The 19516-nt window shown below is 33.7% G+C and carries 25 protein-coding genes; 14 read left to right on the forward strand and 11 right to left on the reverse strand.

The genetic code is table 11. From position 1 onward, the window contains the following. The first annotated feature begins 5 nt into the window (after window positions 1-5). Together JI747_RS09565 and JI747_RS09570 are read left to right on the forward strand one after the other, a co-directional pair. Entirely contained in the window at window positions 6-1772 is a 1767-nt protein-coding gene (locus JI747_RS09565) for an Ig-like domain-containing domain (RefSeq protein ID WP_225688065.1), read from the forward strand. A gap of 5 nt (window positions 1773-1777) precedes the next feature. Next, window positions 1778-2236 (forward strand): heme-binding domain-containing protein, encoded by a 459-nt coding sequence (locus JI747_RS09570; RefSeq protein WP_225688067.1) that lies wholly within the window; start codon window positions 1778-1780, stop codon window positions 2234-2236. Between the two features lie 40 nt (window positions 2237-2276). On the opposite strand, the gene JI747_RS09575 is transcribed toward JI747_RS09570, so the two are convergent. From JI747_RS09575 to JI747_RS09595, 5 genes are all read right to left on the reverse strand, one after another. After that, window positions 2277-2792 (reverse strand): NUDIX hydrolase, encoded by a 516-nt coding sequence (locus JI747_RS09575; RefSeq protein WP_225688069.1) that lies wholly within the window; start codon window positions 2790-2792, stop codon window positions 2277-2279. Continuing rightward, window positions 2789-3703 (reverse strand): site-specific tyrosine recombinase XerD, encoded by a 915-nt coding sequence (xerD, locus tag JI747_RS09580; protein WP_225688071.1) that lies wholly within the window; start codon window positions 3701-3703, stop codon window positions 2789-2791. The genes JI747_RS09575 and xerD overlap by 4 nt, the downstream gene beginning before the upstream one ends. Window positions 3704-3710: 7 nt before the next feature. Continuing rightward, window positions 3711-4133 carry a deoxycytidylate deaminase gene (locus tag JI747_RS09585; protein WP_225688073.1) on the reverse strand — a complete coding sequence of 141 codons (423 nt, stop codon included), beginning with the start codon at window positions 4131-4133 and terminating at the stop codon, window positions 3711-3713. A gap of 39 nt (window positions 4134-4172) precedes the next feature. Further along, window positions 4173-4940, reverse strand: a complete 768-nt coding sequence (locus JI747_RS09590) for an enoyl-CoA hydratase/isomerase family protein (RefSeq protein WP_225688075.1) — start codon at window positions 4938-4940, stop codon at window positions 4173-4175. Window positions 4941-5060: 120 nt separating this feature from the next. After that, complete coding sequence (locus JI747_RS09595; protein ID WP_225688077.1) at window positions 5061-6548, reverse strand: catalase; 1488 nt, start codon at window positions 6546-6548, stop codon at window positions 5061-5063. Window positions 6549-6680: 132 nt separating this feature from the next. On the opposite strand from JI747_RS09595, the gene JI747_RS09600 reads away from it, so the two are divergent. The 12 genes from JI747_RS09600 (at window position 6681) to JI747_RS09650 (ending at window position 15930) form a co-directional block, all read left to right on the forward strand. After that, window positions 6681-7631, forward strand: coding sequence for a LysR substrate-binding domain-containing protein (locus JI747_RS09600; RefSeq protein ID WP_225688079.1), 951 nt, complete (start codon window positions 6681-6683; stop codon window positions 7629-7631). 233 nt (window positions 7632-7864) lie between these two features. Then, on the forward strand, window positions 7865-9145 hold the full coding sequence (metK, locus tag JI747_RS09605; RefSeq protein WP_225688081.1) for a methionine adenosyltransferase: 1281 nt from the start codon (window positions 7865-7867) through the stop codon (window positions 9143-9145). Window positions 9146-9227: 82 nt separating this feature from the next. After that, complete coding sequence (locus JI747_RS09610) at window positions 9228-9719, forward strand: hypothetical protein (protein ID WP_225688083.1); 492 nt, start codon at window positions 9228-9230, stop codon at window positions 9717-9719. Between the two features lie 199 nt (window positions 9720-9918). Continuing rightward, a complete protein-coding gene (locus tag JI747_RS09615; RefSeq protein WP_225688085.1) occupies window positions 9919-10509 on the forward strand; it encodes an RNA polymerase sigma factor in 591 nt (196 codons plus the stop codon). A gap of 43 nt (window positions 10510-10552) precedes the next feature. Continuing rightward, the gene (locus JI747_RS20370) at window positions 10553-10687 is read left to right on the forward strand and encodes a hypothetical protein (RefSeq protein WP_262904148.1); all 135 of its coding nucleotides are present in this window, start codon (window positions 10553-10555) and stop codon (window positions 10685-10687) included. Window positions 10688-10707: 20 nt separating this feature from the next. Continuing rightward, window positions 10708-11403 (forward strand): YjjG family noncanonical pyrimidine nucleotidase, encoded by a 696-nt coding sequence (locus tag JI747_RS09620; protein ID WP_225688087.1) that lies wholly within the window; start codon window positions 10708-10710, stop codon window positions 11401-11403. Between the two features lie 249 nt (window positions 11404-11652). After that, window positions 11653-12102 carry a PepSY-like domain-containing protein gene (locus JI747_RS09625; RefSeq protein WP_225688090.1) on the forward strand — a complete coding sequence of 150 codons (450 nt, stop codon included), beginning with the start codon at window positions 11653-11655 and terminating at the stop codon, window positions 12100-12102. Between the two features lie 18 nt (window positions 12103-12120). Continuing rightward, window positions 12121-12345, forward strand: a complete 225-nt coding sequence (locus JI747_RS09630; RefSeq protein ID WP_225688092.1) for a hypothetical protein — start codon at window positions 12121-12123, stop codon at window positions 12343-12345. Window positions 12346-12485: 140 nt separating this feature from the next. Then, window positions 12486-13157, forward strand: coding sequence for a response regulator transcription factor (locus tag JI747_RS09635; RefSeq protein ID WP_225688094.1), 672 nt, complete (start codon window positions 12486-12488; stop codon window positions 13155-13157). Continuing rightward, window positions 13158-14441: a sensor histidine kinase gene (locus JI747_RS09640; RefSeq protein WP_225688096.1), complete on the forward strand. Its 1284-nt coding sequence runs from the start codon at window positions 13158-13160 to the stop codon at window positions 14439-14441. A gap of 72 nt (window positions 14442-14513) precedes the next feature. After that, complete coding sequence (locus JI747_RS09645; RefSeq protein ID WP_225688098.1) at window positions 14514-15365, forward strand: zinc-ribbon domain-containing protein; 852 nt, start codon at window positions 14514-14516, stop codon at window positions 15363-15365. Then, window positions 15340-15930, forward strand: coding sequence for a hypothetical protein (locus JI747_RS09650; protein ID WP_225688100.1), 591 nt, complete (start codon window positions 15340-15342; stop codon window positions 15928-15930). The genes JI747_RS09645 and JI747_RS09650 overlap by 26 nt, the downstream gene beginning before the upstream one ends. 66 nt (window positions 15931-15996) lie before the next feature. On the opposite strand, the gene trpS is transcribed toward JI747_RS09650, so the two are convergent. The 6 genes from trpS to JI747_RS09680 all read right to left on the reverse strand — a co-directional run bounded on the left by trpS (window position 15997) and on the right by JI747_RS09680 (window position 19480). Next, the gene (trpS, locus tag JI747_RS09655; RefSeq protein WP_225688102.1) at window positions 15997-16965 is read right to left on the reverse strand and encodes a tryptophan--tRNA ligase; all 969 of its coding nucleotides are present in this window, start codon (window positions 16963-16965) and stop codon (window positions 15997-15999) included. Window positions 16966-17266: 301 nt separating this feature from the next. After that, window positions 17267-17911 (reverse strand): SanA/YdcF family protein, encoded by a 645-nt coding sequence (locus JI747_RS09660; protein ID WP_225688104.1) that lies wholly within the window; start codon window positions 17909-17911, stop codon window positions 17267-17269. 14 nt (window positions 17912-17925) lie between these two features. Continuing rightward, window positions 17926-18564, reverse strand: a complete 639-nt coding sequence (locus tag JI747_RS09665; protein ID WP_225688106.1) for a lipoprotein signal peptidase — start codon at window positions 18562-18564, stop codon at window positions 17926-17928. Further along, window positions 18564-18755 carry a DUF2683 family protein gene (locus JI747_RS09670; RefSeq protein WP_039369931.1) on the reverse strand — a complete coding sequence of 64 codons (192 nt, stop codon included), beginning with the start codon at window positions 18753-18755 and terminating at the stop codon, window positions 18564-18566. Before JI747_RS09670 ends, JI747_RS09665 begins: the two co-directional genes overlap by 1 nt. Window positions 18756-18774: 19 nt before the next feature. Next, the gene (locus JI747_RS09675) at window positions 18775-19020 is read right to left on the reverse strand and encodes a DUF6576 domain-containing protein (RefSeq protein WP_225688108.1); all 246 of its coding nucleotides are present in this window, start codon (window positions 19018-19020) and stop codon (window positions 18775-18777) included. Between the two features lie 79 nt (window positions 19021-19099). Then, the gene (locus tag JI747_RS09680) at window positions 19100-19480 is read right to left on the reverse strand and encodes a TraR/DksA family transcriptional regulator (protein WP_225688110.1); all 381 of its coding nucleotides are present in this window, start codon (window positions 19478-19480) and stop codon (window positions 19100-19102) included. Between the last annotated feature and the right edge of the window lie 36 nt (window positions 19481-19516).

The following is a 19516-nucleotide window of genomic DNA, read 5'->3' on the forward strand; positions in this document are numbered from 1 at the left end:
TATTCATGAAAAGATTTTTTTTATTATTCGTTGCTGCTTTTCTTTTGCATTCATGTGCAAGATTGGGTTCTCCTGTGGGCGGACCAAAAGATTCTTTGGCACCGAAATTTTTAAGTTCAAATATTGACACCACAAGAATAAATGTTTCCAGAGACATCAAGGAGCTCAGACTGGATTTTGATGAATATATTACCTTAAAGGATATCAATAAAAATCTGATTATTTCTCCTCCGATCAAACATATTAAGAAAATTATTCCTTCTACGATTGCGAATAAATTTCTTTTGATTCAGTGGACAGATACTTTACAGGCAAATACTACGTATAATTTCAATTTTGGAAATTCTATAGCAGATAATAATGAAGGGAATATTCTGAAATATTTCAATTTTGCTTTTTCTACCGGAGACAAGATTGACGATTTATACATTAGTGGAGAAATAAAAGATGCTCTTGCCACAAAAAAAAGCACGGGTGAAAATAAAATGGTGGTTGGTCTTTTTCAGGTAAAAGATACCATGAACTACAGACAAAAGCCTTATTATATTACGAAAGTGGATGATGACGGGTATTATGAACTTAATTATTTATCACCCGGGAAATATAGAATTGTAGCTTTTGAGGATGAAAACGGAAATTCAGTATATGATCCAGGTAAAGAAAAGGTGGGTTTTCAAAAAGAAGCTTTAGAAGTTTCAAAATCAATCTCCGGGTTGAATCTGAAAATCTATCCGTCTAAGAAACCATTGAAGTATATCGAAACGAAAGAAATGCCAGGTGGAGTTACCATGGCTTTCGAAGGACATCCTGATGATGTGAAGGTGATTCCGTTGAATGAGAAGCTTAAGGATTTTAAAGTTACTCATACTCCCAAGTCAGATTCGGTGAAAATTTGGTTTGATGCAGTAAAAAGCGAGGTAGGGCAGAATGCTACTGAAAATCTGAAATTCAGCTATGATGCTAAAATAAAAGATAGTGCTCTAACAACATCTTTGTTTTATAAATATAATCCAAAGAACAAAATGACCATTTCTAACGGAAATGCTCTTTTGCCTCCTAAATCTGATCTTACCATTGTTTCAAATTATATGATCAATTCGATGGAGCCTGAGAAATGGGTTTTGAAACAAGATAGTACAATCACCAAGGAATTTACGGCCAGAATCTCTGAGACCAATCCTTATCAGATCTTGGTGAAATCTAACTTTGAGCCCGGAAAAAAATATCAGCTTACGATTCCAAGTAAGACGATTTCTTCATTCTACGACAAAATAGGTGATCCTTATCGTCTCGATTTTGAAGCGGATAAGGTTGAAGATTACGGAAGTTTAGCATTCAAACTTACGAATGCTCCGACAGCTGATTATTGGATTCAATTGCTGGATTCTTCTGATAAAATTTTGTATCAGAAATATACAAAAGGAGATTATGTGAAGTTTGATATATTGAAACCGGGAGAATATATTGTAAGGATTCTTGTAGATAATAACGGAAATAAGTTTTGGGATGAAGCAGACCTTGAAAAAGATATTTTTGCTGAAGATTCTTATGTATATTATGCTCAAGCCGTAGTGAGGCCATTGTGGGATACTAATGAAGAATGGGATCTAAAAGATACGAGAACATTGGATAGCCCTAAAAAAACTGCTAAATCAATGGAAGGAAAAACTTCTGACTCAAATAGAACTAATAGTACAATAACCCCTAGTACATCAACTAATTCTAATAATGTTATAAAATCAAGCAAAAAGATTTTAACACCACTAAAATAAGGAGTATGGCAACTGTAAAGAAAATATTATTTTGGGTGCTTGTTGGCTTGGTTCTCATTCAGTTTATTCCTGTTGATAAAACCAATGTTGCTGTTAAAAGCTCAGTGAATTTTGTGGATGTGAAAAAAGCGCCTCCTAAAATTGCGGGACTTATCAAGTCGGCTTGTTATGATTGTCATTCCAATGAAACGGTTTATCCTAAATATGCTTATTTTGCACCTATTTCATGGTCAGTTAAAAGCCACGTGAATGAAGGTAGAGAGCATCTTAATTTTTCTGTTTGGGGAACCTATAATAAGGATCTGAAAAAAAGCATGCTTGATCAATCAATACAAACCATTCAAAGTAAAGCAATGCCTTTACCGGGATATATAGTGTATCATAAAGGAGCCAATTTATCGGATGCAGAAAGAGCTTTATTGGTCAAATATTTTGAAGAAATTATTAAAAGCAATTCCTATTAAAAAAATAAAAATCGCAGATTATTCTGCGATTTTTATTTTTTTAAACGGATTGTAAATATTTTTCAAAGAATATCTTCTGAGAATCAAAAGCAATATCTTCAAGATTAAGATCTTTCAAGGGAATCCAAACGGCTTCTGAAATTTCAGAAAGTTCGAGATTCACTTCAAACTTTTCGGTAACACGATATTCGTAAAAAAGATCGATAGTATTATAATCAATCTCTTTGTACTGGTACACATTAGGAAGACTTGTAAGATATTTTAAATTTGAAAGATCAATATTTAACTGCAGCTCTTCAAAAAGTTCTCTTTTGCATGTTTCTTCCGCGCTTTCTTTTGGGTCAACAAATCCTCCTGCCAGATCCAGTTTTCCTTTTTTAGGGTCTCTGTTTCGTCTCGTAAGATAGATTTCATCACCGCATCTGATAACGACAGCTACTGCTCCAGCTACATTATTGTATAATATAAAGCCACATTCAGGGCAACTCCATTTTTTTTCATTGTCCCATTGTAAAGACTCTTTGCCGCAGCTAGGGCAGTATTTCAATAGTTTCATTGCGTAATGTTGATATTTCTTGGATGAAAATTTAATATAACATCCCTAAGTTCCTCAGTTTTTAAATGGGTGTAGATCTCTGTAGTTGTAATGCTTGAATGACCAAGCATTTCCTGTATATAACGTAAATCAGCCCCGTTTTGCAAAAGGTGTGTTGCGAAAGAATGGCGGAAAGTGTGAGGAGAGATTTTTTTGTTAACTCCAGCTTTATCCGTTAGTTCTTTTATAATAAGAAATACAATTACTCTAGACATAGAAGTCCCTCTGCTGTTTAAGAAAAGGCAGTCTTCATGTTTTTTATTGATCTTGTTTTTGGTACGTACATCCTGAATATAATTTTTCAATAATTCTGAAGTATAGTCTGCCAAAGGAACAAGTCTGGTTTTATCACCTTTTCCTGTTACTTTAATGAACCTTTCATTAAAATTAATGTTGGAGATTTTTAATTCAATAAGTTCAGAAACACGGAGTCCGCAACCATACAGAACCTCAATGATACATTGATTTCTTTTGCCCAGATCTGTAGAGATTTCTATGGCATTAATGATTTTGTTAATATCAGGAAGACTTAATGTGTCGGGAAGATATAATCCCAGTTTGGGACCTTCGAGCAATGTTGCCGGATTGTCTTCTCTGATTTCATCCTCCACTAAATATTTGAAAAAAGCCTTTATAGAAGAAATCCATCTGGCTTGAGATCTTTCACTGAATTTTTGTTTTGAAAGTATAAATATATATTGCTGAATGTCTTCATAGCCTATGACATCCGGCCCCATATTATCTAGATTTTCTTCGCTATGTTCTTTTAATTTTTTTATATCCCGTATATAGGCGTCGAGGGTATTTTCTGAAAAATTTCTTTCGAACCGAAGAAAAATTTCAAAATCTTTAATTTTTTCCTGCCAAGTCATTTGTGTTTTATTTTTTTAGTTCAACATCTGATATCTGCTCTGTCTCAATATTATGGTTTTTTAAAAATGATATTCCGTCGTCGTCAGAATATTCATTTATATATACTAATCTTGTTATTCCTGCCTGCAAAATGAGTTTACTGCACTCTTTGCATGGTGAGAGGGTTAAATATAATGTTGCTCCTTTGGCTGATTGCGTTGAGGCTGCAAGCTTTAATATGGCATTGGCTTCAGCATGTAATACGTACCAATGTGTTTTACCCTCTTCATTTTCACAGCAATTTTCAAATCCGGAAGGGGTACCATTGTATCCATCCGAAATAATCATTCTGTCTTTTACGATAAGAGCTCCTACCTGTTTTCTCTTACAGTAGGAAAGCTTTGCCCATTCCTGAGCCATTTTTAGATAAGCTTTATCAAACTTATTCATACAGCAGCATTATATTTTCGAAATATTTTATAAATTATATTAAAAAGCCGGTTTTCTTTTTTCAATAAAAGCAGAAACTCCTTCTTTTTTGTCCTCCATGTCAAAAAGCTCTCCAAAGAATCTGATCTCAGTTTCAAAGCCTTTATCAGTGTCAGATAAATTTACCGCTTGTATTGCTTTTGAGATCGCCATTGGTGAATTGTTAGCAATCATTTTTGCCAGTTCTTTAGTTTTTGTCAATAGCTCTTCAATAGCGAAGACATCGTTTACAAGTCCTATTTCCTTAGCTCTTTGTGCCGGAATCATTTTAGCCGAAAAAATAATTTCATTAGCCAAACCTTTTCCAACCAATTTAGGAAGTCGTTGTGTTCCTCCATATCCAGGAATTAAACCCAGAGTAACTTCAGGAAGCCCTAATTTAGCATTTTCAGATGCGTATCTGATATGGCAAGCTATTGCAAGTTCTAGACCTCCTCCTAAAGCAAATCCGTTCACTGCTGCAATTACCGGCTTAGATAATGTTTCAATCTTATTGAATAGAGAATTTTGCCCGTTTCTTGCCAGTTCTTCCGCTTTTTCTTGTCCGAAATCACTAAATTCTTTAATATCGGCACCCGCTACGAATGATTTTTCTCCACTGCCTGTAATAACAATTGCTCTGCAAGATGAATCTGAATTTAATTGGTCTAAAGCGGTACTGATCTCCTGGATCGTCTTTGCATTTAGGGCATTTAAGCTTTCAGGTCTGTTTATAGTGATGATTGATATTCTCTCTTCTGTTTGTAATAATATGTTTTCGTAGTTCATTGTTTAGCCTTATGATATTATCTTCCGCAAATTATAATTTTTTTGCACATAAAATGAAAAAATATTCACTTTTTTCCTTTTATATTGATTTATTTTTAATGTAAAGTACTTATCTGCTACTTATTTAGAATGATTCATCATGTTTGCATCAATATTTACACTCAGTTGAGATGCAACTTTCATACCTAGTTCTATATTGGCTCTGAAAAAATGACACAATTGTCGATTAATAATCTCATCTTTTTTAGGTCCGTTTATTTCTTTCATGCTGGTAACGATGTTGTTGACAAGATTTTCTCTGTCTTCTGCCGACATCGCTTTTGAATATAATAAACCAGGCTGTGTATAATGATCGTCATCATTTTCATTTCTGTTATAGCTTGCTACGTGAGCACTATCCAGTTCGTATTCATAATTTTTATATGATGAATCTGGTTTAATGTCATCAAAACTATTAGGGAAATAATTAGGTTTGTCCTGATAATGACTAGAATCTGCCATAAAGCCGTCTCGTTGATAATTATTAACGGCAAAAGGACATCTGTTTACTTCCAGTTGATGAGCATTTACTCCAACTCTGTATCGATGCGCATCCGGGTAAGAGAAAAGTCTGCCCTGAAGCATTTTATCCGGAGAAAAACTGATTCCGTTGATTAAATTGCTTGGGGAAAAAGTAGATTGCTCTACATGGGCAAAGTAATTGACAGGAATTTCATTAAGTTCCATTTCTCCTACTTCAATTAAAGGGAAATCTTTTTGGAACCATACTTTGGTGATATCAAAAGGATTCCATCTGAAATCTCTTGCCTGCTCTTCGGTCATCACCTGTATGTACATCGTCCATTTTGGGAAATCGCCATTTTCAATCGCATTGCAAAGATCTTCCTGAGCAAAGTCAGGATTTTTACCGGCCATGTTTACAGCATCATCATTTGAGAAATTTTTGATTCCCTGTTTGGTCTTTAAATGGAATTTTACCCAAACTCTTTCATTCTTATCATTGATCATGGAGAAAGTATGAGAACCAAAACCATGCATATGTCTGTATCCGTAAGGTGTTCCTCTGTCAGACATCAAAATAAGAACCTGATGAAGAGATTCAGGATTTAAACTCCAGAAATCCCACATCATTGTGGCACTTTTTAAGTTGGTTTTGGGAACTCTTTTCTGAGTGTGAATGAAATCAGGAAATTTCTTGGCATCTTTAATAAAGAAAACAGGCGTGTTGTTTCCTACTAAATCCCAATTTCCATCTTCTGTATAAAATTTTAAAGCAAAACCTCTCGGGTCTCTTGCGGTATCCGCACTGCCTTTTTCGCCTCCTACTGTAGAAAATCTAGCAAACATTTTGCACGAATTTCCAACGGTAGAAAATAATTTTGCTTTGGTATATTTACTAATATCGTGAGTTACGGTAAATTTACCATAAGCACCACTTCCTTTGGCATGAACGATTCTTTCGGGAATTCTCTCTCTTACAAAGTGAGCAAGGTTTTCCTGAAGAATAAAATCCTGCAGTAATACAGGTCCTCTCGGTCCTACCGTTTGCGAATCCTGATGTTCAAAATAGGGAGAACCGTTGCTTAAGGTTATTTTTTTAGAATCCATAAATCTATCTTTAGAATGAGAAACTTCTTATTGTAATTGAAAGATGTAAAGATAGTGAATATCAAATTTACTTCAATTTTTATTGCTAATAGCAAAAACATTATATCTTTGTAATAGATAATAGTAATCACAATGAACATTCAGCAACTGGAGTATCTTATCGCTGTAGATAAGTACAAACATTTTGGTAAAGCAGCTCAAGCATGCTTCATTACACAGCCTACATTAAGTGCAATGATACAGAAATTTGAGGATGAACTGGATGTTAAGGTGTTTGACAGGACTACCCATCCTATCCGTACGACGGATGTGGGGCTTCAGATCATTGATCAGGCGAAGGTAATTATAGAATCTGTCAATGAGTTAAAGAATAAAGCGAATCTTTTAAATAACATTTTAGGAGGAACGATCAATTTAGGAATTATTCCTACAGTGTCTTCTTTTATTTTACCTACCGAAATTTTTGCGTTTTTGGAAGAGAATCCGAAAATCCAGATGAATGTAAAAGAAATGACGACAGATAATATCGTTAAAGCGTTGAAAGCTGGGGAGCTGGATGCGGGAATTATTTCTACTCCTTATGATTCAGCAGATGAATTCTATCAGGATTTCCTGTTCAATGAAGAACTGATGATCTACAGCTCAAATACAGAAGCGAATAAGAAGAATTCTTATGTTGTTCCTGAAGAACTGAATGTTGAGAAAGTCTGGCTTCTTGAAGAAGGAAACTGTCTTAGAAATCAATTTGAAAATATCTGTCATCTTAAAGAAAATACTTTGAAACCTAAGAATTTAGATTTCCTGGCTTCCAATATTCAGACATTGGTGCAGATGGTAGATAAAGTCGGAGGGATCAGTATTTTACCGGAATTAGCTTTAAGTCAGCTTTCAGAAGAGCAGAAAAAAAATGTTTTCAGGTTCAAAAAACCTTTCCCTTACAGAGAAATCAGTATTATTTATTATAAACCGACTTTCAAACAGAAAATTATTGATGAATTGTCACATTCTATCAGAACATCTTTAGAGAAAAAGCTGAATTACAATGAAAGCCCTAAAGAATATGTAAGCATAAAACCTCAATAGTTTCTTTTTATAAAAGCGAGATAAATCATTAATTTCAAGAAAATTATAATTAGTAAACAAAAGTTTTGAGTATTAAAAAAATAGTACTTAAATTTGCCAACGTTTACAGACGAGGAGAAATTTGACCTGATTGCAACCTCTATAAAAAAATGCTAAAACAGTATTCTTTTTTAGGCTTTCTGGGTACTACATTTTTCTTCGATTTTTTTAATCTAAATACAATATAGAAGAATATGTCTTATTTATTTACATCTGAATCCGTTTCAGAAGGACATCCGGATAAAATTGCCGATCAGATTTCCGATGCATTAATCGATCATTTCTTAGCATACGATAAAAACTCAAAAGTAGCTTGTGAAACGCTTGTTACAACAGGACAGGTAGTACTTGCAGGTGAGGTAAAATCGGATGCTTATCTTGATGTTCAGACCATTGCCAGAGAAGTAATCAACGGGATTGGGTATACAAAAGGAGAATATATGTTCAATGGAGATTCTTGTGGAGTAATTTCTGCAATTCATGAGCAGTCTCCGGATATCAATCAAGGGGTTGACAGAGCTGTTGTAGATGAATCTTTCGAAGCCAAAGCAAATGCTCAGGGAGCGGGAGATCAGGGAATGATGTTTGGATATGCTACCAACGAAACGGCAAACTATATGCCTTTGGCGTTAGACTTAGCACATACTATTCTTAAAGAACTTTCTGCAATCAGAAGAGAAGATACAGAGATTAAATATCTTCGTCCAGACGCAAAAAGCCAGGTTACTATTGAGTATTCTGACGATCATAAACCTATCAGAATTGATTCTATTGTAGTTTCTACTCAGCATGATGACTTCGGTGCTGAAGAAGAAATGTTGAACAAAATTCGCGAAGACATCAAAAATATTTTGATTCCGAGAATAGTTGCTCAACAGCCTGAAGAAATTAAAGTATTGTTTAATGATCAGATCAAATATCATATCAATCCGACTGGTAAATTTGTAATCGGTGGTCCTCACGGAGATACAGGTCTTACAGGAAGAAAGATCATTGTTGATACTTACGGTGGAAAAGGAGCGCACGGAGGTGGAGCTTTCTCAGGAAAAGATCCTTCAAAAGTAGACAGAAGTGCTGCTTATGCAACAAGACACATTGCTAAAAACCTAGTAGCTGCAGGTGTTGCAGATGAGGTTTTGGTACAGGTTTCTTATGCGATCGGTGTTGCTGAACCTTGTGGTTTATATATCAATACGTACGGAACGGCAAAAGTAGATCTTCACGATGGTGATATTGCTAAAAAAGTTTCTACGATCTTCGATTTAAGACCTTATGCAATTGAGCAAAACTTAAAATTAAGAAACCCTATTTATCAGGATACGGCATCTTACGGACACATGGGAAGAGAAAGCTATGTAGCTGATAAAACGTTCAATAAAGGACAGAAAAATGAGTTAACTCTTACAGGGTTAGAATTCTTTACCTGGGAGAAATTAGACAAAGTAGACGAGATTAAAGCTTCTTTCGGAATTTAATTTTGTTTTTAATAATAATACAGGCTGCTTTATCTTCGGGTAAGGCAGTTTTTTTTAATTTTACATGATAAAAGATTTAAAGATGATGAATGTGAGAACTGCGATTACTATTCTTTCGGTGTTTTTCCTAAGTGTATTTGCAAAAGCACAATATACAATGCATAAAATGATTAATGTAGGGTATGTATACCAAAACCAAAGCTTTGGAGAAATAGGAGGGAAATTATTATTTCTGAAGAGTGATGATGTTATCTACCGTTTGGGAGGTTCTGCTTTAATGGGCTCTTCAAATTCACAGTTTGCGATCATGCCTAAGCTACAGGCCGATGTTTTGTTAAATTTTGAAAAAAATGTAGATTTTTATCACTCCTATTATTTCCTTGTAGGAGCAGAAGGAACCAATAAATATTTGGCTCCAAAGGTCGGAATTTCTCTTTTCGGAATTTTGGATCTTACAGGCGGATATGCTATTCCTATCGGTAATGCAAGGTTAAATGGTAAAAAAATGGAGGGGGTAAATATTAATTTTACACTAAATATCCCAACTGTCTTTATTCATGATATGTTTAATTGATTATTTTTAAATTTTTACGATAAAAAATTAATAATAGGTTAACAGTTATTAAAAAATTATTATATTTACACCATATAAAAATTGTACTGCCTATTGATTCGACTTTACTCTAAAAAACTGTTTTGTATTTATAGTGAAAACCAGATTAATTATCTGGAGAAATACTTGTCTACAAATTTTTTATTATTGAGAAGAAGTTATGAAATCAAAATCGGATAGTTTACTAATTTCCCTTTACCAGAAAGGAGACGAAGGAGCGTTGTCTACGCTTATTCATCGTCATCAGAGAGAACTTTTTACATTCATTTTTTACAAAATTAATGATGGAGATTTAGCAAATGATGTATTTCAGGATACTTTCATGAAAATTATTGTGATGCTGAAAGAAGGACGCTATAACGAAGAAGGAAAGTTCATTCTTTGGGCAAAAAGAATCGCTCACAATCTTATTATCGATCATTTCAGGGCAAAATCAAAAAATATCAAAGTTTCTGAAACAACTTTTGAAACTGATGAATACTCTATTTTTGATTTGTTGAGAGAACCTTCGGAAAATATTGAAGACCAATTAGTAACGAATCAGATTCAGGAAGATCTTTTGAAAATGCTTCAATTTCTTCCGCAAAACCAGCAGGAAGTTATCAAATTAAGATTTTTTGATGGGTTAAGCTTTAAAGAGATTGCAGATCATACAGATATGAGCATCAATACGACGCTGGGAAGAGTAAGATATGCCCTGATTAATCTTAGAAAAATAATGGAAGAAAATAATATTAGTCTTACGAGATAATAAATTTAACTATTTCACGTTATAAAGAAAACATTTTTCGCCTATGAAAAAAAATGATTCTTTAAAAGTGAAAACTTTGAAACCAAAAAAAGAAACGATTGAGTTTTTACTTAGCTACTCAAAAAGTCTTGAAATTATTAAGACAAAGGCTAAGAATTATCCGATTACCAAAAATTAAAATTATTAATTTTGTGCTGTATGAAAATTCAGCACATTTTTTTTGATCTTGATAACACACTTTGGGATCACCGTAAGAATGCTTATCTTACTATTAAAGACCTTTTTGAAAAAGAAGAAATCTCACTAAAATATAATATAGATTTTGAAGAATTCCATGCGGTCTATCATGAAATTAATGAAAGTCTGTGGGAAAAAATAAGGGATGGACTTATTGATAAAGAATACCTGAGAAAACACCGTTTTTATGATACTTTTAGTCATTTCAATGTAGATGATGAAGCTTTGTCGATGTATTTTGAAGAACATTTTCTGGATAAGATCTTAAATCATAATGAACTGGTAGAAGGAGCAGACTTTATTTTAGAATATCTTAAAGCTAAAAATTATACGCTTCATATCATTTCGAACGGATTTAAAGAAGTTACTGAAAGAAAGTGTATTCTGTCCGGAATTGATACATATTTTCAAACGATTACCAGTGCAGATACAGTGGGGGTAAGAAAACCCCGTCCTGAAATTTTTGAATATTCTTTAAGCCTTTCGGATGCTACAAAAGAAAATAGTATCCTGATCGGAGATGATTGGATTGCGGACGTTGTAGGAGCTCAAAACTTCGGAATGGATGTTATATTCTTTGATGTTTTGAACGAAAATCCGCAACGGGAAGGTTTGAAATCAATTAAACATTTGCTGCAGATCAAAGATTTTTTATAAAATAATCTTACCACAAAAATTTATTTTCTTTCTGAATATTTTAGAGAGTGAAAAGTTGCAATAAATTGCAGATGGAGCCTCATGGATAATTCGTTTGCTGTTTTGCTAATTCAGTTTTTTGCTCTTTAAAATAATACCGATTTCAAGCAAAATCTTTGCGTATAAATTGCTCACGTTCTTATTTTTCCTAATTCTTTCCCAAATTCATTGGGAACTTTGCTTCATCATAACAACTAAAAGTAGAAGAATATGGAAGCAAGAACTAAAATAACAATCGTATTGGCAGTAATTCTCATTTTAATTGCAGGTTTTGCTTATGGACAAGACAGAGCTATTAATCCCAATCAATTGCCGAAAACAGCTAAAACGTTTATCTATTCAAACTTTAAAGGGATTGATATTGGGTCTGCCGTAGAAGACAGAGAATTGTATGGGGTTGATGAATACAATGTTTATCTGGCAAATGGAATAAAAATTGAATTTGACAGAAACGGAAACTGGAAAGAAGTTGATGGAAAACATCAAAAAATCCCCTATAATTTTATCCCTTCTAACATTAGGCACTATGTGGCTAAAAACTTCCCACATACATTTATCACTCAGATCAAAAAAGGAAGATGGTCTTATGAGGCAGAACTTTCGAACGGCATTGAATTGGAATTCGACAAAAACGGAAACTTTACAAAAATTGATGACTAATCACCGAAATATATCATAATGTTTAACACTAAAAATCTCAACAAAATGGTTAATTGGAATGTAATAAACGGAAACGGAGGAAAATTTTCTTCAAAAGAGATCAGGAAAAATATGTTGAATCATCATCAGGGAAATCTCGTGGATTCAATTGAGAAAAAGTATAACGAGTATAAAGTTAGTTTGATGAATGGTTTGAGCCTGATTTTTGATGCAGATGGAAAGTATAGAAGAACAAGTATGTAATTAAATCTGTCATTCTGGTGAAGAAAGATTCTCAAATTATTAGATTTTTCCTTCATCAGAATGTTACAATTTTGAAAGAACTGAGAATTTAAACCGCTTTTTAATTTTATATCTTTGAAAGAACTTCATACTTAAAACGCATGAAAATTTTAATTATAGAAGACGAACCCGAACTGAAAAATACTGTGCAGAACTTTCTTGAAGGTGAGCAGTTCATTGTAGAATATGCTGAAAATTATAGCTCCGGGCTGGATAAAATTATTTCTTATGAATATGACTGCATTCTTTTAGACATCATGCTTCCTGATGGAAACGGGATTGATCTGCTGAAGGAAATAAAGGCAATGCATAAAAAAGATCCTGTCATCATTCTGTCCGCAAAAGATTCTGTGGATGATAAAGTGGCAGGTTTAGAAATTGGTGCAGATGATTATCTGGCAAAACCTTTTCATCTGGCCGAGTTGCTGGCAAGAATAAAATCTGTAATCAGGAGAAAAAAGCAGGATGGGGAAGCTATTATTTCCTATAAAAATATCAATGTTGATCCTGAAAACAGAAAAGTCCTGATCAATAGGGAAGAATTGGTTTTGAACCGTAAAGAATATGATCTGCTCTATTATTTTATTATTCAGCCTCAGAAGACATTACAGAAAACAACTTTGGCAGAAGCGATCTGGGGAGATTATATTGATCAGGCAGATAGTCTGGATTTTATTTATTCTCAAATTAAAAATCTCCGGAAAAAACTAAAAAATTCGAATTCTGAAGCTGATTTTCAGGCGGTTTATGGGATTGGCTACAAATTGATCTAAATGAAAAGTTCGTTAAAATATTATACTATAAAATATCTGATTGTTGCCTTGCTGCTTATTATTGCGGTTTGGGCGGCATTATTTTATGCATTTATTTTGGATGAAGTGTATGATAATATTGATGACGGACTGAAAAACAGGAAAATACAACTGATAAAAGCCGTATATCAGGATGAAAAATTATTAAATAATACTGAATTTGCCTTTAATGAATTTAAAATAGTCCCCGTTTCTGAAGCCGATTATACCAACAGAAATAAATTTTACAACAGGACCTACTATATGGAGTATGACGATGATGATGAACCTTACAGAGTGCTGGAAACAGGATTTAAAGATCAGTTTGGAGGATATAGAAAATTAATCGTCAGAACATCTACTGTAGAAGAAGATGAGCTGATTTACGATCTAAGCATTGCTTTGGTGGTGCTATATTTTTTTCTGGTCGTAAGTATTGTTTTTGTAAATGGATTTTTACTGAGTAAGGCGATGCGACCGTTTTATAAAATTTTAGATAAACTAAAAAGCTATCAGTTTGGAACGACTTCTATCCCTGTTCCAAAAGAATATAAGATTAAAGAATTTGAAGAATTAAATATAGAGATTGATGAAATGATTGAGCGGAACGAACTTGCTTTTCATCAACAGAAGCAGTTTATAGAAAATGCTTCACATGAACTGCAAACTCCTTTGGCGATTGCCATTAATAAAATTGACCTGATGATTCAGCATGGGGAGTTGGAAGAGAAAAGTCTGAATTCTTTTGCTGAAGTTAAAAGTGATTTACGAAGAATGGTAGCGATCAACAAATCGTTGCTGATGCTTTCAAAAATTGAAAACAGCCAGTTTAGTAAAGTTCAGATTGTTAATTTTAACGAAATACTGAATGATCTGCTGAAGGAATACGAAGATTTTATTGAATTTAAAAATATTAAAATAAATGTTTTAGAAAAGGAAAGTTTTATCTCTGACTTTAATCCGGATTTGGCGAATGTTTTATTGTCAAATCTGCTGAAAAATGCTGTTAAATATAATTATAAGGAGGGAAGCATTCACATCATTATCGAAAAAGACAGAATCATTTTTCAAAATACAGGTTCTGAAAAACCGCTTGATCATTCGAAAGTTTTTAACCGATTTTATAAACAGGGTTCTGACCAAAATTCAACCGGTCTTGGACTTTCCATTATTATGTCCATTATCAAACAATATCCGGGATGGAATATTGCCTACGAATTTGAAAGTGGGCTGCATTATTTTATTATTTCCAAAAATAAGAGGTAACTTTAATTTTACCACTGAAAATTATTTGTAAATATTTGATAAATAATATATTTTTGGAAAAACTAATAATTCATGCTATTTCTTTTCGGTACCGGAAAATCGACTTTAAAAAATCAATATCCTTTACATCAATGTACCTGTCCCAATTGTCATCAGACCAATACGATGATTGCGGGGACTGTTGCCCGGTATTTTCATTTTTTCTTTCTTCCCGTCTTTCCAACATCCAAAGATAATATTGCCATCTGCAGGCATTGTAATGCCAATTTTTCTTATGGCCAGTTTACTGATGAAATGAAGCAGGCCTTCGATTCGCAGTATAATGTAAACCCCAATTCAAGGCCAATATGGCATGGTTGCGGATGTTTCCTTATTCTGATGGCGATTTTCTTTTTCGTTGTCCTGCTAATCATTGGCTGGTTTAAATCAAAAGATGAGCCTGAAAAACCGGAAGACAAAAGAGAAGCGTTTTTGAAAACGGATATTCACAAAACGAAGTCAAAACCATCTATGGAAACCGACAGTACTTCTTTTTACATTAAAGAATGTTTGGATGGTCTTCTTCAGGATGAACTTGATAAAAATGGGATCGGGTATTTTTCAAAGCAAAACGGAAATAAAATTCTGATTATTCTTCATATTGACGATATGAAAAAAATAAAATCTTCTGAGAGGCATTACATGATCAGTATTGTTAAAAAATGTCTTGAACTGCACGAAGGTTATGAAGATAAAGAATTGTATATAGGAATAGACGGCAGATGGAATATGGTATTGGTTTCCACACCAAACGGATCTGATACAAAAGGGAAATTTGCAGATGAAACACTTCTGCTTCCTTTTTATGACAAACCTCAGAACGATATAGAAACTGTAGAAATAAAAAAAGATTCAAACGATGTTAATAGGGAAGGGAAAAAATAAAAGAGTAGCAGAACACATTCAAAATATTAAATGTCCTAGTTGTAATGAAAGTGGAAGTCTTCTGATGGAAGGCTATCAGGAATTTCTGATTTTAGGATTACCTGTTTTCCCAATTTCTAAAACGGTACAAGTTACTTGTTCAGCGTGTAAAAAATATTTTCCGCCAAGTTCTATCACTAATGAAATGTATAGAGGGGTTCAATATATCAAAAGCAAAACAAAGCCAACGGTATGGATGTACCTTCTTCCTATACTGACTGTTGTTTTGGTTTTTTTCGGATGGAGATCGTCTGTAAGAAAGGCTTCTGAAAATATTTCAAAGATTGAAAAAGTAAAGACCGGAGATATTTATACGGTCGAAACCGGAGATTTATATTATAATAAAATGGAAGTTTTGTTTGTGAAGGACGATGCTATCATTTTTCATGAAAGCGGGCAGTCTTCTGCAAAGCTTAAAGAAATGCAGTATATGGACAGCTTTTATGGGGATACAGTTGCTTATTCTAAAAAAGACCTGTTGAAGTTAAATAGTGATCATAAAATCGAAGAAATCGAGCGTCATTAATTAAGAATAAAATAGTTTCGGCGGCACCAAAGGTGCCGCCGAAACTATTATTTAATTTAGAAAAAATTATAATCCCAAACTTTCTCTTACCCTTTTAATCGTATTCGTTGCGATAACTCTTGTTTTTTCTGCTCCTTCCTGAAGTTTGGCCTCCAATTCCTCAAGATTGTTCATATAGTAAGAGAAAAGTTCTCTTTCCTTTTCAAATCTGGCAAGAATCAAATCCAAAAGTTCTTTTTTCGCATGACCGTAACCGAAATTTCCGGCTAAGTATTTTGCTCTCAATTCCTCAGTTTGTTCTGGCGTTGCAATTAACTGATAAATAGCGAAAGTTTTATCAGTTTCAGGATCTTTAGGATCTTCCAAAGATTTTGAATCCGATTCAATACTCATTACCTGTTTTTTCAATTCCTTTTCAGGTAAGAAAATATTGATGATATTTCCTCTTGATTTTGACATTTTGTGCCCGTCAACTCCCGGAACATATTTGGTATCTTCCTGAAGTTCCGATTGTGGCAAAACAAAAACTTCACTCATCTGATTGTTAAATCTTGAAGCGACATCACGTGCGATTTCCAAGTGTTGAAGCTGATCTTTTCCTACAGGTACAATTTCCGCGTCATATAGCAAGATATCTGCAGCCATCAAAATAGGATAGGTAAACAAACCTGCGTTTACATCCTGTAATCGGTCTGCTTTATCTTTAAATGAATGTGCTAACGTTAATCTCTGATAAGGAAAAAAACATGATAAATGCCAAGAAAGTTCACAGGTTTCAGGGATGTCACTCTGTCTGTAAAAAAATGTTTTTTCGGTATCTAATCCACAAGCAAGCCAAGCCGCAGCAATCTCGTAGGTATTTTGTTTAAGCTCTTTCGCATCTTTTATCTGCGTTAAAGAATGCAGATTGGCGATAAATAAAAATGATTCATTTCCTTCCTGCTTTGAAAGTTCAATTGCAGGAATAATTGCACCTAATAAATTACCAAGGTGCGGTGTTCCGGTGGCTTGAATGCCGGTAAGAATTCTTGACATTGTTTAAAATTTATATTAAAAATTAATGAAGTACAAATTTAGGGATTTCTTCAGCAGATTCCACGGATTTTCACAGAGGATTGTGCTTTATCCTTTATTAAAGATTAATTTAAACGCAAAGATTTTATTTCCCAGCTTATTATTTTTAGAAAGCAAAGACAACTCAATTTGTTGCGCGAAGCTTGAAAATACAACTTCATCAGATCAACTTGTTGATTAAACTTTGCTCACTTAAAACTGTTTACAATTTAAATTAAAACTTTGCGTCAAAAAAATGCATAAATCTGCGAGAGCAAATAAATTAAGGAATCAAAATCTTCTCTCCTCCAAACTTCGGCTCAACTCCAAAGACCAGATCCCAATACGCTTTAGCCTTAGCAAAATATTCCCTTAGATTGGTTTTAAGACCAGCGTATTTGTTAACGTCTGCGGCATTATAGCCAAATGCTTCAATCCCGTTTTGTTTGGCTAAAAATACGGCTCTTTCATTATGAAATTTTTGTGATATAATTACCAGTTTGGTTTGCCCAAAGATGTCTTTAGCTCTCACCACAGAATCTAAGGTTCTGAAACCTGCATGATCCATGAAAATCCTGTCTTGTGGAATTCCGTTTTTAATCAGTTCCAGTTGCATATCTTCTGGTTCGTTATAGTCTTCCCTGCTGTTGTCACCACTTACAATAATGTATTGTATTTTTCCGCTTTTATATAAATCGGCAGTGGCTTTAATTCTGTTGTAGAAATACGTATTAGGCATTCCGTTGCTTAAATTTTTCCCTGTTCCTAAAAGAAGGGCTGTTTTAGTTTGGGGAACATCTGCAATGGAGTAGGAAACAAAAGCTTCAGTTTCTTTTTTGATGCTGTAATTTGCCCAGGCAATAAAAATAATTCCTGCAACAAGAAGAAGCAGGAAAAATTTAAATATTGTTTTACTATTTTTTTTCATTAAGTGTATTGGCTTTAAAATTCTAAACCATTTGGGAATGCTTTCTTTCTGAAAATTAATAACAAAGCTGCTCCTACTGTAATCGCTGAATCTGCAACATTAAAAATATATTTAAAAAATTCAAGATGCTTTCCTCCGATGAGAGGCCAGCTTTCCGGAACATTCCAGTCTACCAATGGAAAATGAAGCATATCTACTACACACCCTTTCATGAAAGTTGAATACCCATGACCAAAAGATGTGATTTTTGAAATACCACCATAACCAATCCAACGGTCGATACTTGGATCATATACGGTTCCGCTATCGAAGATTAATCCATAAAACATTCCATCAATTAAATTTCCTATAGCACCTGCAAAAATCATGGCCATTGGAATGAGAAGATAATTCGATTCTCCTTTTTGTAGCCACTTCTTGAATAAATAGATCATTCCTCCAATTAAACAAACTCTTACAATCACAAGGAAATATTTACCGATTACTCCACCAAAATGAAGTCCGTAAGCCATTCCCGGATTTTCTACGAAAGTTAATTTGAACCCGGGAAGAACAGAAACACTGTCGTCCAGGTTGAAATGGGTTTTAATATAAATTTTTGAAGCCTGATCAATTAATAAAATAAGAAAGGTTACAAATAATATCTTTTTCATTACAATCCTTTTGGTTTATAAGGTTTTCCTATTTTTTCGTTTTTCTTATCAACAATGTTCTTGATCGTCTTGTTATTGTGATGGGTGTTTTTGGTATGGAACTTTTCGAATTTGATATTCATTTCTTTTAAGACACTTTTCAGCGCATTCAGTTCCATTGCATTTTTGGTGTGTACGATAATTGATTCCACTCTGTATTAATTTAAAATTTTATTTTTTGGATAATTCATCAAGCCGTTTTCTATCTTTTTCAGATAGATCATTCACGCCGTTTTTACCCATTTTACTCAAAAGCCTGTCAATTTCTTTCTCACGATCTCGTTTGTCAGAGTTGAACTGATCATCAATCGTATAATTTCGTTTTTCATCAGGAAAGAATCTGTTTTTAATCCATTCCCGATTGAAAAAGGCAAGAATTGCAATGATGATAATTCCTAAAATTAATACTTGGCTCATGAGTACATATTAAAAATTAGGTTTATAAAGTATCCTAAGAATACGATATAAACCCAAATTTATTTATAAACCGATATGGTTATTTCTGCATATTTTTCGCTTCAATGCTCAATGTAGCATGAGGAACCGCCAAAAGTCTTTCTTTAGGAATTAACTTTCCTGTTACTCTGCAGATACCGTACGTTTTATTTTCAATTCTGATTAAAGCATTTTTAAGATCACGCACGAATTTTTCCTGTCTTCCTGCTAAAATAGAATTCTGCTCTTTGCTCAATGTTTCAGCACCTTCTTCAAAAGCTTTGAAAGTAGGAGAGGTATCATCTGTCCCATTATTCTGGTCGTTGATGAAACTTTCTCTGATAAGCTTTAAATCGTTTTCTGCTTTATCTATTTTTTCTTTAATAATCGCCTTAAATTCTTGTAAATCAGTGTCACTGTATCTTACTCTTTCGTCTGACATATTCGTTTCTCTTTTTTAATAAAATTATGAAATGGA

Source organism: Chryseobacterium tagetis, from assembly GCF_016735585.2.
In the GTDB taxonomy this organism is placed as follows: Bacteria; Bacteroidota; Bacteroidia; order Flavobacteriales; family Weeksellaceae; genus Chryseobacterium; species Chryseobacterium tagetis.